Raw genomic sequence first — 13,078 nt, forward strand, 5'->3', positions numbered from 1 at the left:
TGTTATATAGTCCTTTTTCAAAACCAATGGATTTGGGCGCATTCAATCTTATTAATTACCTGTTTCATTTAAGCTTCTAAAAGTATTTATGCTCAGTTCAGCATTATCGTCTTATTGGATTATTGTATGTTTGCTAATTGGGCTGGCTTATTCCTACTTTCTCTATTCTTATGGAGCTAAGCCGTGGAGTAAAGTATGGAATCGAGTTTTATTTGTACTTAGGTTTTTAGTCATTACCACAATTGCCTATCTTTTCCTCGAACCTTTTTTAAGCACAAGGGTTTCTTCAGCAGAATCTTCTAAAATAGTGTTTTTATGGGATGATTCCCAGTCCCTTACAGGCAGCCTAAAAGATGGAGAAGTGCAGCAGTTATGGAGAGCCATTAATGATATAGCTCAGCAGCTTCAAAGTGAAAAGTCAGTAGAGGTCGAAATTCTTAATTTAAATGGTGATTTAATTTCAGGAGAGGATTCTGTACTTCGGGCAGCAACAGTAACTCCTATCGATCCTGCGCTAAAACAAATTTCACAACGCTATGAGACTAACCTCATATCTGAGGTGGTGCTGTTTTCAGATGGTATTTATAATAGAGGCATATCGCCAGAGTACTTTTCCTATCCCTTTAAAGTAAGTACTGTAGGGATTGGCGATACGGTGGAAAAGAAAGATGTAGAGCTGAAAAGCCTGAATTATAATAAAGTGTCCTATGAAGGAAACAGATTCCCTATAGTGGCAGAAATTGTTCAAAATGGATGGGATGGGAAATCAACTACCGTAGCTATATATAATAATGGAAAGCTGATTGATAGTAGGACGCTCAACTTCCAATCCGATGCTTCGGTACAGTCAGTGGAATTTTTGCTCGATGCTTCAAAAAAAGGATTTCAATCTTACAGTGTGAAGGTTAATCCTTTTGAAGAGGAATACAATAAAAACAATAATCAGCAGACAGCCTATATTAATGTTGTAGAAGGGAAAAAGAAAATCTTATTATTAGCTGGTGCTCCCCATCCTGACATTAAGGCTTTACAAAAATCGATTGAGCAAAATGAAAACTATGAGTTTTATGTTGCTGTAGAGGGCTTATCGGAATACGAGGAGCAGGAATATGATCTTGCAATTTTATTTCACCTGCCTAATGAAAAAGCTTCCTTTACAAAAGAGATAAACCAGTTGGCGCAAAAAAGTACTCCACTATGGTTTGTTACTGGCTTCGGCATGAATATTAGTCGCTTAAATGCTATCAATAAATCTCTTCAACTACTGCCATGGTCAGACACTGATGAAGCAGGCGCCTACATTAATCCTGACTTCGATAATTTTGATTTAACCAGCGAACAAAAAAATCAGCTTAGAAATCTGCCTCCCGTTAATGTGCCATTTGGCGATTTTCAAATGACGCCACGCTCTGTGGGGCTGTTTTTTAAACAGATCGGATCAGTTAAAACAGATAATCCGATTTTTGTATTTTACTCTGATGAAGAGAGCAAGCAAGCTACTTTATTGATGGAAGGTTTCTGGAAGTGGAGACTGGTAGAACATTTAAACACTGGTTCTTTTGAGTTTTTTGATGAATGGGTAAGTAAATCTGTTAGGTACTTAACTGCAAATAATGAAAAAGATCAATTTAAGCTTTACCCTTCAAAAGAAGAGTTTTCAAATACCGATCAGGTAGTCTTTAAAGTGGAATTATATAACCAGGTGTATGATAGGGTTTATGGAAATGAAATAAATCTAAAAATAGAAAATGAAAGGGATAGCGCTTTTAACTATCAATTTACACCTGACCGCGTACAACCGGACTTTATTTTAGGCACCCTGCCTTCAGGAGTTTACAGGTACACTGGTAGCACGCAAATCAACGAAAAGAAACATGAAAATTCAGGGCAGTTTATAGTGCGAGACTTTGAGATAGAACAACAGAATTTAGTGGCTGATTTTGAATTGCTTAAAAGAGTGGCAGCAAAAAATGATGGAGAGTTTTTTCTTGCCTCCCGGTCGGAACAACTTTTAAATTATTTAAATGCAAAGACGTATCCTGAAATTATAACTGGTGACATTCAAAAGAAACCACTTACAGAAAATTACTGGCTATACTTATTGATATTTTTACTTTTGTTTTCAGAATGGTTTATCCGGAGATATCATGGCTCTTATTGAAAAAAAGTGGTGGTTTATTGAGGGTATCATTACACGGGACAGGATAAATTCATTATTCTAAAATATAGCATCAGAAGTATGAAATATTAACTTTATTCTAACAGTTTGTAGTTAATCTTTTCTGGTTTGCGCTAAAGATTGATAAACTGATTATTTAATTTAATTCCTAACATGAAAGAGAGGTTGAAATATTACATCAAAAAATTAAACCTTCACTTTAAAATATTATCTATAACCTATTGATATTAAGAAAAATATAATAATATTGTCACTTTAAAATTTAGAACTAACTACAATCATGCTCAAAAAAACTATTTCTCTTGTTCTCTCACTAGCAGTTATTTTATCAGCATATTACTTTATTTACCAGGAAAATACTTCAATTACTGAAGGTAATACAGCGCTGGTAGATAGCGTCAGTACTAATGTTACTAAGGTAGAGCCCACTATTCTGTATGGTATGGTGATAGATTCTTTCCAGGTGGCAGAAAATTCTGTAAAGAGAAATGAAAGCATTTCTGATATTTTGCAGGCTTACAATGTACCTCATCAGGTTATTTTTAAGTTAGCCAACAAGGCTCGTGATATTTTTGATGTTAGAAAGATAGCTGCAAATAAAAAATATACCATCATTTATCAGGATCAGGATTCTCTTCCTTCCGCCAAAGCGATGGTTTATGAGCCTAATGCAGAGGAATATGTTGTATTCAATTTAAGGGATTCTGTTGATGTTTACCTTGAGAAACGACCTATAGAAATTAAAGAAAAAACCATTAGCGGAATAATTAGCTCTTCTTTATATAACGAAATAATTAATAATGGAGGGACACCCGAATTAGTCGATTTAGTAGCAGATATGTACGGCTGGCAGATAGACTTTGGTAGAATTTATGCAGGTGATAAATTTAAAATTTTATATAGTGAAAGAACTATAAATGGTGAACCAGTTGGAGTAGAAGAAGTAATTGGAGCCGAATTAATCCATTCAAATAGTCCTTTCCTTTCAATTGCATTTGATCAGGGAGAGGGAGTAGATTATTTTGATAATGAGGGTAAAAGTTTGAGAAAAGCTTTTTTAAGGTACCCTGTTAAATTTAGCAGGATAAGTTCTCGTTATACAATGAACAGATATCATCCGGTTCAAAAAAGAAATAAGCCACATCTTGGAACTGATTTTGCTGCCAGCACAGGTACCCCAATTTATGCTGCAGGTGATGGTGTAGTGGAAAAAGCTGCTTACGAAAAGTACAATGGTAATAATGTTAAAATCAGACACAACGGAACTTACTCCACACAATATCTTCACATGTCAAAAATTGCTTCCGGGGTTAGAAGTGGTGGCAGAGTAAAGCAAGGGCAAATAATAGGATATGTGGGAAGCACTGGTTTAGCTACGGGGCCACATTTATGCTACCGTTTCTGGAAAAACGGTAAACAAGTAGATGGTCTTAAAGTTGATTTACCTCCTTCTGAGCCAATCAAAAAGGATTATTTAACCTCCTTTACAAGATATAAAGATTTTGTTAAGAGCAAGCTCGACAAAGTTGAATACCCTAAAGAAAAAGAGGAGGTTTTACTGGCAGGTATGCAATAATATTCTCAAGAGTTCTTTATATTTTCGCAAAGAACTCTAAATTTTTCTAAGATGCCCCGCATATTTGTTGTTATTGTAGCGCTGTTGCTTTTGAATTTACATTTATCCAGCGCTCAAAAAGTGGGTTTAGTATTTAGTGGAGGTGGAGCTAAAGGCTTAGCCCATGTCGGGGTGCTCAAGGCACTGGAAGAAAACAATATCCCTATAGACTATATTATAGGTACATCCATGGGGGGGATAATAGGCGGAATGTATGCCGCGGGTTATTCACCTCAGGAAATTGATTCAATAACTACAAGCAAAGAGTTTCTTCAATGGGTGAATGGGGAAATACCTGATGAGTATAAGGTATACTATCTGGAGCCAGATCCGGTTCCTAAATGGCTCGAAGTGAGTTTGGGGGTGGATTCTACCCTGGAAACTCAATTTAACCCTAAGTTGGCCAACGATTTAGCACTTAATTTTGCTTTAGCCGAAAATATGGCAGCTCCTAACCAGGTGGCAAATGCTGATTTCGATAAATTATTTATTCCGTTTAAAGCAATTGGAGCGGAAGTATTTACCCAGAGAAGCGTTATGCTCGATTCAGGCAACCTGGGCGCTTCAATGCGAGCCACTATGTCGGTGCCTTTTGTCTATCGACCTATTAGAATAAACGGTCAGTATATTTTTGATGGAGGTATCTACAATAATTTCCCTGTAGAGCCCATGAAAAAGGTGTATAATCCTGATAAAATCATTGGAGTAAATGTGGCTTCTAAGATTTATGCTACTTACCCTGAAGGAATTGACCAGAAATTGGTTTCCTCTTCCCTTTTATATATGATGATGGATAAAGCAGACCCTTCATCTTTGGGAGAAGATAATTTTTATATTGAGCCTAATTTGGAAGGTTTTTCAGGCTTTAAATTTAAAGAGGCGAGATCGATCATTGACAGTGGCTATGTGGCCGCAATGGAATTAATGCCAAAAATGCGCGAAGAAATAGAACGGAGGGCAGATCCCGAAAGGTTAAGGCAAAGGAGAAGTGATTTTAAAGCGCTGCAGAAGCCTTTGATTTTTTCCGACATCAAACTTCAAGGATTTAATTCAAAGCAACAAGCTTATATTAGGAAGGTATTAGGTAGAGAGGTTTCGTCAGAATTGTCTATAGATGATATCCGTGCCAACTATTATAAGCTAGTGGAGCAGCCTTACTTTTCTGACTTATTTCCTGCCATCACCTTCAATAATGAAACGCAAAAGTATGATTTTTCTATTTCTTCAGATAAAAATGAGAAAATAAGGCTACAGTTAGGAGGTAATATTGCTACAGGTAGCTTAAGCAATATTTATATTGGAGGAAAGTTGGATCACTTGAGAAATTGGTTGTTTAGCCATAATGTAGGTGGCCGTATAGGAGAATTTTATAAGTCATTCCTATATAGCGTAAAAATAAGTGTGCCCTCCAAATCGCCTTTCTTTGTAGAACCCTTTTTCATCTATAATAACTGGAATTATCTGGGGATAAGTAGCTTTCTTACAGATATATCTGTAAATGATATCATTCAATATGATAGAAATTATGGGTTTAATTTTGCTTTTCCAGTAAAGCAAAAAATGAAGTTTAACCTCAAAGCCAGCATACTTGATAAGCGGAATCGATATGGTAATAGTGAAGGATTTCTATCAACAGATACACTTGATAAAGATTATTTCTCCGGCTTACACTCAGGTCTTTCTTTAAGGTTTAACAATTTGAATGACAGGGTTTTCCCCATAAGAGGAAAAAAATTTAATGTTGAACTTTCCCATAACTTAGGTACAGAAAAATATGAACCCGGCTCCACTTCTGATCTGACAAAATCTGAAAAGTCGCATAACTGGCTTCAATTGAGTGCTTATTATGAGAAGTATTGGGGACTTCCTAAAGGCGATCTGGGTCTGGTAGTGAATATGAAGGCTAGTAGCATCAGTGCATTTAAGAACTTAAACGGAACGTTACTTAATACGCCAGCTTATCACCCTACCTTTGAAAGTACTAGCTTGTACTTAACTAATTTCAGGTCTCCGCTTTTTTTGGCAACAGGAATAAAGTACCAAATAGACATATTTAGAAACTTTGCCTTTAGGGCCGAAGCGCATGCTTTTAAGCCTTTTTACAAATGGATCGAAGAGGATAGTGAAGTAAAGCTGGGGAACCTTACACCAAATTACCACCTTTCAGGAATGGGTAGTTTTATTTATTCTACCCCAGTGGGGCCTGTAAGTCTCTCTGCTCATTATTATGATGATGAAAACCCCTTTTTTGTTCTGTTGAATATTGGTTTCCTGATGTTTAACCCCAAGCCTCTTGAATAGATTTAAAGCTAACTTTTAAAAAATATTAAAATATTTTCAGAATTATCTCTTAGTTTTGCACATGATTTTGGTTGAAAAAATTAAATTTACATGTTTAAGAGATGTTTCATGATGAAATTAGTTTTATTTTCCATTTTATTTTTTATAAATACGCTGATTGTTTGCTCTCAGACTGAGCAGAATTGGATAGGTCTGGAAGGAAAAATCGTTAATAAAATAATGGAATCGCCAATTTATGCTACTATACAGTTAGAAAGTTTACCTTATGGTGCAGATAACAGAATATTTAAGTCCGATATTGATTCAGGTATTTTTTCCTTCAAAGTGGTTGCTAATACGCAATATAAAGTAAAAGTATCTGCAAAAGGTTACATGGATGTTACTCAGGAAATTAATGTTGAGCCAGGCTTAGCACCTTTGTTGATAGAAATGATACCCAATAGGGAAGGAGCTTTATTAAGCCTGAATATTAATTTTGAACAGGGGAGAGCCAGAATTATGGAAGATTCATTTGAGGAACTAGATAAGATGGTTAAAATGCTAAAGGAATATCCTAAAATGGAAATTCAATTAGAAGGGCATACCGATTTTAGAGGAAGTGCTTCAGCTAATCTAAGATTAAGTGAAAGAAGAGTTGAGGCAGTAAAGAAGTATCTTACTTCCGAGAATATTTCTTCCAAAAGAATAAAAACAAAAGCTTTCGGTGGCTCTATGCCCGTAAGTAAAGAAAGTACAGAAGAAGCAAAATTAAAGAACAGAAGGGTTGAAGCCCGGATTCTAAAAACTGAATAATGTAAATGAAATGAAAAAAACACTACTACCTATTTTAATTATCCTTTTATTACAAACACTCAGTTTGTCTCTGGTGGCACAAGATGTGCAGTGGGCCAATGAGGTGCTTGAATACTCCTCTCAGTTGGAAGAGAAGCAATATTCAATTCAGCAGTTATTAGGAAAACCAAATGTTTACCCCTGGGGTGAAGGTAGCCCTAATGCCTGGACACCTGCAAAACCAAGTTCTAAGGAATTTGTAAAGGTGGGTTTTGCTAACCCTAAGCCGATCAGGCAAATAGCAATAGCTGAATCTTACAATCCAAGTACTTTATCAAGAATTTACTTTTATGATGAAAAAGGTACTGAATACTTAATCATTCAGAGGGAACCTGTAATTGTAAATCAGCCAGGTAGATTTTTGAGGTTATTTACTGAATTAACTACTTACAATGTTGCTGCAGTTAAACTAGAGTTTCGGGGAGATGCTGTTCCAGGTTATTATAGCATTGATGCGATTGGTATAACAGATTCAGAAACACCTATTGACTTGCAGCTTGAGTTAGTTCCTAATGTGAAGGAAGAGTTAGAATCAGAGAAATTAAGTGCTAAAGTGAATAGCCCTTATGAAGAACTAGGCCCAACTTTAAGCCCTAATGGAAAGCAGTTATTCTTCGGTAGAAAGTTCCACCCTGATAATTTAGGGGGTGTGGATGATTATGAAGACATCTGGGTGAGTGAGCTTGATACATTAACTAATGAGTGGAAAGAAGCACGCAACGTAGGTGAGCCTTTAAATAATTCTGGCCCTAACTGGGTAAGCTCTATTACTCCTGATGGTAATACCTTAGTGCTTTTAATTGGAAATGAATATGACTCTAAAAAGAAAAGATTAATTTCCGGAGTATCTATGAGTTCTAAAGAAGGAGATGGTTGGTCAGAACCTACTGCACTGAAGATAGATGATTTTTATAATGTTTCTGAAAAGGCTAATTTCTTCATGGCTAATAGCAGAAAAACAATGCTAATGTCAATTACCCGAGATGATTCTTACGGAGACAGGGATCTCTATGTTAGTTTCATGAAAAGAGACGGATCCTGGACTGCTCCTATGAATTTGGGTGCGAATATTAATACGGCTTCTCCTGAAACATCTCCTTTTTTAGCGTCAGATGATAAAACATTATTCTTTTCTTCAGAAGGCTATCTTGGTTTTGGTAAAAGTGATATTTATATGAGTAGAAGACTCGATGATACCTGGCAAAATTGGAGTGAACCATTGAATATGGGGCCGCAGGTTAACGATGATGGAGACGATCTTTTCTTTACTATGCCCGCAGAGGGAAATTATGCTTACTATACAAAAGAGGACTCTTTAGGTGATATGAACATCTTTAGGTTGCCAATGCCATTATTCTATGAGATAGACCCAGTAATTACTATTTCAGGAAGGGTAATGGATGGAGAAACCCAGGAGCCACTAGATGCCCTTGTTACGTATGAAACATTGGATGATGGTAAAGAGGTAGGTAGAGTAAAAACTGATCCAACTACAGGAGAATATACTATCACACTACCTGCTGGAAGGGAGTATCAGTACATTGTTAAAGTGGATGGCTATTTACCTATTAGTGAAAATGTGGACTTAACCAATCAAAGAGAGTCAAAGAGCTTCTCCAATGATATGATTATGGTTCCTGTAAAATCTACTGCCGAAATTTCACTTAATAATGTGTTTTTTAACTTCGATAGCTACCAGTTGCTTCCAAAAAGTAAATCAGAGCTAGACCGAATCGTAGAAGTAATGAGTGAAAATGATATTAATGTAAATATTATAGGACATACTGATAACATTGGTACGGAGGCTTATAATAAAGAGCTTTCCGAGAGAAGAGCAGAAGCTGTTGTAAACTACCTTGTTAAAAGTGGTATTGAAAAAAACAAGCTCAATTACAAAGGTATGGGAGAATCTGAACCTGCTGTACCAAATACCTCTCCTGAAAACAGGGCGCAAAACCGTAGGGTTAACTTCAAGATTGATTAAGTAAGAAGAAGAAGTTGAAGTTAGAATTAAAAGGAGCTGCATGGCTCCTTTTTTTCTTCTCAGTATTCTACTTCAAAACTTTCTTTAGTTCTTTTCTGTAGTCGGAAGGACTTTTGCCTGTAATTTCTTTAAACTGCCTGTTAAAGTGTGAAATATTATTGAATCCACAGGCGTAGCAGATATCAGTAATGTTTAAATTACCTTCTGATAGTAATTTTGACGCATGCACTACTCTGTGCTCATTTACAAAATGCGTAAAAGTTTTATTAGAGATTTTTTTGAAATACCTGCAGAAAGCGGGTACTGTCATTGATGCCTCAGTGGAAATTTCCTCCAAAGCAATATTTCGTTTAAAATGTTTTTTCACATAATCATAAATAAGATTTACCCTGTTTTGATCCACTGCTTTAGCTTCTATTGAAACTACTTCATGATTTAAAACAAAGTATTCTTTTGAGTGAGCCAGTTTTTTTAAAATACTTATTAATGACATTAATCTTTCGAAAGCAGGGAGTTCTATAAGTTGCTCAATCTGGCTACCTACTTCCTCTTTTGTATTTCCGGTAAATACAAGGCCTAGTTTTGCATTCTCAATCAATTCTTTAATAGATTTTATTTCAGGCAGATCCATAAACTTATCTCCCATGAAATCTTCCCGCATCTGTATGATAGTCTCTGATTTATTTCCGGTTAATCTATCAGTAAAACCATAATGCGGTAGGTTGGCTCCTATTAACATTAAGTCACCTTCCTGATAATATGAAATATGGTTACCAACATGCCTTTTGCCATTTCCCCCACGCACAAATACTAACTCAATTTCAGGGTGAAAATGCCAAAAAGGATCTTTATTAGGATTAGATTCTTCGAATTTCTTAATCAGGACAGAACTCCCAAATGAAGGTTCTATTTGCTCAAAAGTTGGTTTATAAGTCTGCATAATTTTACCCTTTTAGTAGGTGGAATAATACAATATTGTCTGAATTTACCTGCTATTTATACGAAGATAACATAATTAGGGTAATTTAGTACACATATTGGAAAATTTTATCATAGCATAGCCCTGAAATGCCTACTACATTTGTAATATAATTTAATTATTAAGCTTATGAAAAAGACTAGAATTACAAATTTCGCAGCGGTTTTGATGTTAACTATCCTTCCGCTTATGAGCTTTGCCAATGGTTTTCCTTTTGTAAAACTTACAAAACAGGAAAATAAGAATCTGACACTAAGAATAGCAGCAATAAAGTCTGAGACAATTAGAATTACTTTAAAAGATGACTTAGGCTATATGTTGTTCAGTGAGCAGGTAACAGATAAGAATGAAGTTCTTAAAAGATTTGATTTAGCCAACCTGAATGCAGGAAACTATAAAATTGAAGTTGAAAATGAAATGAATGTTAAGGTTTTGCCAATTAAAGTAACAAGAACTGACATTGAAATTGTTGAAACTGATTTTGCAGTTCTATACAAGCCTTATATTAAAATGAATGAAGGTGGTGTTTTCGATTTCAACTTGTTAAATCTTGATACTGAAAAAACTACGGTTTTAATTCTTGATGACAAAGGTAGAGTAGTATTTAAGGACTATTTAGGTGCTCAGTCAGAATACAAAAAAAGGTATGATATTTCTCAATTAGAGAAAGGTAACTATAGTGTTATAGTTAACAAAGGCAATAGAAGCTTTGAAAAGCCAATCGCTCATTAAAGCTAGTTTCTATTAATCGTTTCCATAGTAGTTTAGCCTGCTCTCTTCGGATAGCAGGCTTTTTTATTTTATATTTTTGTAATAATCTAATAAATAAAACTTTTAATTAATAGAAGAATTAAGCTTCTACTCAGCGTAAAATAATATTTTTTCTGATAAAAGAACCGTCTATCAACTTTATTTCGTCTTAAAGCGGATTCTTTTTGTGTTCATCTGCGCTTTCCGTAAATTAACTTTTTGAAAAAAAATAAATAAGGTTAATGTCAGAAAAAGTAGAAGAGTTTAGTAACAGGTGGGGGATAGTTCTGGCTTCATTAGGAATGGCTATTGGAGCCGGGAACCTTTGGAGATTTCCCCGAATTGCCGGTGAATACGGTGGAGCATTTATTATTCTGTGGATGTTCTTCTTGCTGGTGTGGTCAATTCCCTTGTTAATGGCAGAACTTGCCATAGGTAAACATTTCAAAAAAGGTACTTTAGGAGCCTTAGGCAGTTTGTCTGGTAAGAAATTTAACTGGATGGGTGTATTTGTAACCATTTGTACAGTAGGGATAGCCTTTTATTATTCAGTAGTAACAGGCTGGTCGTTAAGGTACTTTATTTTCAATGCACATAATTTAACAGACTACCTATTCGGATCAGGAGCCATGAACACTCAAATAGGAGCGGATACTGCTTATATGGGGAGCTTCTGGGACGACTTATCTAATTCAAGCTGGGAAGCAGTTGCATGCTATATGGTTACCATTTTACTGGCCATATGGGTATTAAGTAAAGGAATTAAACAAGGCCTGGAGAAGGTAAACAGAATATTGATCCCTACGCTGTTTATTTTACTCATTATAGTGTCAGCTTTTGCCTTAAATATGGAAGGCGGTTACTTAGGACTTGAATATTTATTCACTATAGAAATGCATCATTTTTCCAATCCCACAATTTGGATTGAAGCTATATCTGATTCAGCCTGGAGCACTGGAGCAGGGTGGGGCCTCATGATTACAATCGGGTCCTTTTCCAATCAGAAAGAGGACGTTACTTTAAATACTTTCTTAGGGGCTTTTGGAAATAATACAGCGGCTCTTTTAGCTGCAATGGCTATTTTACCGGCAGTTTTTGCAATGGCGCCTACCCCTGAGGCAGCAACCGATTATCTGCATGAAGGAAGCCAGGCTTTAACTTTTACAGTTATTCCTCAATTATTTGCCCAAATGCCGGGTGGCCCTTTTCTCTCATTTATATTTTTTGGAGCCTTTTTAATGGCTGCCTTTAGTTCACTTCTGCCAATGATGCAATTATTGATCCGTAACCTAACTGATTATAAGTTAAGCAGGCCAAAAGCAGCATTTATTGCAGGGGTAGCTTGCTTTGTTGTTGGCTTTCCATCTGCCTTTTCTATAGATGTTTTTACTAATCAGGATTGGGTGTGGGGAGTAGGATTATTAGTAAGTGGTATTTTTATTGCCTTTTTGGTTTTAAAATATGGTGCTACGAAATTTAAGAGAGATTTTATTGATCAAAATTCTGATTTCACAGTGAATAACTTATATTTTAAAGCAATGATGGTCACTATTTTTGGTTTGGGAATATTTCTCGTTTATTGGTGGATGAGTCAGGGATACAGTAAAAACCCTTGGTTTGATGAGCAGGGCAACTGGAACGTATTTGATGTTTACAGCAACGCAAGTATTGTAACGCAATGGGGAGTAGCACTTCTTATTGGCTTAATTTTTAATGGATGGTTCTATAGAAAATTTGTAAAACAATGAGTACTGAAGCAATAATAGGAATGATGATATGCCTACTGATTACAGTAGGTGGCTTTTTAGTTTTTCTTGTGAAGGCTATTAAAAGTGGAGAGCCTGATAAGGATTAAACACCATCAGTTAAAACTGACTGATGGTATTTAATGCGAATTTTAGTACTTATTTTTTCTCCAGGTATTCTTTTACAACACTTTTGGGGAGCACATGATAACCATTAACAGGAACTAAATTCTGCTTCCTGTTGGTGGGAATCAGGTGCACATGCAATCCATTAAGTTCAGTTATTTCAAGCAGGTCGTCTATCTCGTAAAGATCATCTTTATGAACTTCTTCATATCCTTTCAATAAGTTCTGTTTAGCCCTCTTTTTTACTTCAATAACAGAATCCGATACAAGAAAAGTATTGGCATGATGTTCCATAAAATCACCTTTTTTATAAGCCCCTAAATTAATAAAGAAGAGCTTCTGTCTTTGATCAGGCCTTTCTTCTTTCAAGTGAACTTCATACCCATCTACTACATCTAAAACCATGTAAGAATCAATATGCATTTTTTGAGGAAGACCAAACCATTTGTCAAGCAGATCATGATAAGTTTCTTCAATTGTTTCACCTACTGTAAAAACAACATCATGTAGCTCAGTATTCGACTTGGGGGCGCTGCCACCTAGTACTACCGCGAAAAGATTTTTCATA

The 13,078-nt window shown here is 35.7% G+C and carries 10 protein-coding genes; 8 read left to right on the top strand and 2 right to left on the bottom strand.

Annotated features, from left to right (window positions below; translation table 11 throughout):
- The first annotated feature begins 88 nt into the window (after positions 1-88).
- The 5 genes from IEV85_RS05365 to IEV85_RS05385 all read left to right on the top strand — a co-directional run bounded on the left by IEV85_RS05365 (position 89) and on the right by IEV85_RS05385 (position 8,910).
- Positions 89-2,161 (top strand): hypothetical protein, encoded by a 2,073-nt coding sequence (locus IEV85_RS05365; protein ID WP_188460958.1) that lies wholly within the window; start codon positions 89-91, stop codon positions 2,159-2,161.
- A 298-nt stretch (positions 2,162-2,459) separates the two neighbouring features.
- On the top strand, positions 2,460-3,755 hold the full coding sequence (locus IEV85_RS05370; protein ID WP_188460960.1) for a M23 family metallopeptidase: 1,296 nt from the start codon (positions 2,460-2,462) through the stop codon (positions 3,753-3,755).
- 51 nt (positions 3,756-3,806) lie between these two features.
- A complete protein-coding gene (locus IEV85_RS05375; protein WP_188460962.1) occupies positions 3,807-6,095 on the top strand; it encodes a patatin-like phospholipase family protein in 2,289 nt (762 codons plus the stop codon).
- A 108-nt stretch (positions 6,096-6,203) separates the two neighbouring features.
- The gene (locus IEV85_RS05380) at positions 6,204-6,887 is read left to right on the top strand and encodes an OmpA family protein (protein ID WP_188460964.1); all 684 of its coding nucleotides are present in this window, start codon (positions 6,204-6,206) and stop codon (positions 6,885-6,887) included.
- A 10-nt stretch (positions 6,888-6,897) separates the two neighbouring features.
- Positions 6,898-8,910 (top strand): OmpA family protein, encoded by a 2,013-nt coding sequence (locus tag IEV85_RS05385; RefSeq protein ID WP_188460967.1) that lies wholly within the window; start codon positions 6,898-6,900, stop codon positions 8,908-8,910.
- A gap of 67 nt (positions 8,911-8,977) precedes the next feature.
- On the opposite strand, the gene IEV85_RS05390 is transcribed toward IEV85_RS05385, so the two are convergent.
- Positions 8,978-9,850 carry an AraC family transcriptional regulator gene (locus IEV85_RS05390; protein ID WP_188460969.1) on the bottom strand — a complete coding sequence of 291 codons (873 nt, stop codon included), beginning with the start codon at positions 9,848-9,850 and terminating at the stop codon, positions 8,978-8,980.
- A 168-nt stretch (positions 9,851-10,018) separates the two neighbouring features.
- On the opposite strand from IEV85_RS05390, the gene IEV85_RS05395 reads away from it, so the two are divergent.
- The 3 genes from IEV85_RS05395 (at position 10,019) to IEV85_RS05405 (ending at position 12,494) form a co-directional block, all read left to right on the top strand.
- Positions 10,019-10,621, top strand: coding sequence for a T9SS type A sorting domain-containing protein (locus IEV85_RS05395; RefSeq protein ID WP_188460971.1), 603 nt, complete (start codon positions 10,019-10,021; stop codon positions 10,619-10,621).
- Between the two features lie 260 nt (positions 10,622-10,881).
- Entirely contained in the window at positions 10,882-12,387 is a 1,506-nt protein-coding gene (locus IEV85_RS05400) for a sodium-dependent transporter (protein WP_188460973.1), read from the top strand.
- Positions 12,384-12,494: a MetS family NSS transporter small subunit gene (locus tag IEV85_RS05405; protein WP_188460975.1), complete on the top strand. Its 111-nt coding sequence runs from the start codon at positions 12,384-12,386 to the stop codon at positions 12,492-12,494. Before IEV85_RS05400 ends, IEV85_RS05405 begins: the two co-directional genes overlap by 4 nt.
- Positions 12,495-12,543: 49 nt before the next feature.
- Here IEV85_RS05405 and IEV85_RS05410 read toward each other — a convergent pair whose 3' ends face one another.
- On the bottom strand, positions 12,544-13,077 hold the full coding sequence (locus IEV85_RS05410) for a DUF1543 domain-containing protein (protein WP_188460977.1): 534 nt from the start codon (positions 13,075-13,077) through the stop codon (positions 12,544-12,546).
- Between the last annotated feature and the right edge of the window lies 1 nt (position 13,078).

The organism is Marivirga lumbricoides, assembly GCF_014636295.1.
Classification (GTDB): Bacteria; Bacteroidota; Bacteroidia; order Cytophagales; family Cyclobacteriaceae; genus Marivirga; species Marivirga lumbricoides.

What these genes read in the sequence shown, in the direction of transcription:
- IEV85_RS05365 (WP_188460958.1), top strand. Translation starts at nt 89, where the DNA reads ATGCTCAGTTCAGCATTATCGTCTTATTGGATTATTGTATGTTTGCTA.
- IEV85_RS05370 (WP_188460960.1), top strand. Translation starts at nt 2,460, where the DNA reads ATGCTCAAAAAAACTATTTCTCTTGTTCTCTCACTAGCAGTTATTTTA.
- IEV85_RS05375 (WP_188460962.1), top strand. Translation starts at nt 3,807, where the DNA reads ATGCCCCGCATATTTGTTGTTATTGTAGCGCTGTTGCTTTTGAATTTA.
- IEV85_RS05380 (WP_188460964.1), top strand. Translation starts at nt 6,204, where the DNA reads ATGATGAAATTAGTTTTATTTTCCATTTTATTTTTTATAAATACGCTG.
- IEV85_RS05385 (WP_188460967.1), top strand. Translation starts at nt 6,898, where the DNA reads ATGAAAAAAACACTACTACCTATTTTAATTATCCTTTTATTACAAACA.
- IEV85_RS05390 (WP_188460969.1), bottom strand. Translation starts at nt 9,850, where the DNA reads ATGCAGACTTATAAACCAACTTTTGAGCAAATAGAACCTTCATTTGGG.
- IEV85_RS05395 (WP_188460971.1), top strand. Translation starts at nt 10,019, where the DNA reads ATGAAAAAGACTAGAATTACAAATTTCGCAGCGGTTTTGATGTTAACT.
- IEV85_RS05400 (WP_188460973.1), top strand. Translation starts at nt 10,882, where the DNA reads ATGTCAGAAAAAGTAGAAGAGTTTAGTAACAGGTGGGGGATAGTTCTG.
- IEV85_RS05405 (WP_188460975.1), top strand. Translation starts at nt 12,384, where the DNA reads ATGAGTACTGAAGCAATAATAGGAATGATGATATGCCTACTGATTACA.
- IEV85_RS05410 (WP_188460977.1), bottom strand. Translation starts at nt 13,077, where the DNA reads ATGAAAAATCTTTTCGCGGTAGTACTAGGTGGCAGCGCCCCCAAGTCG.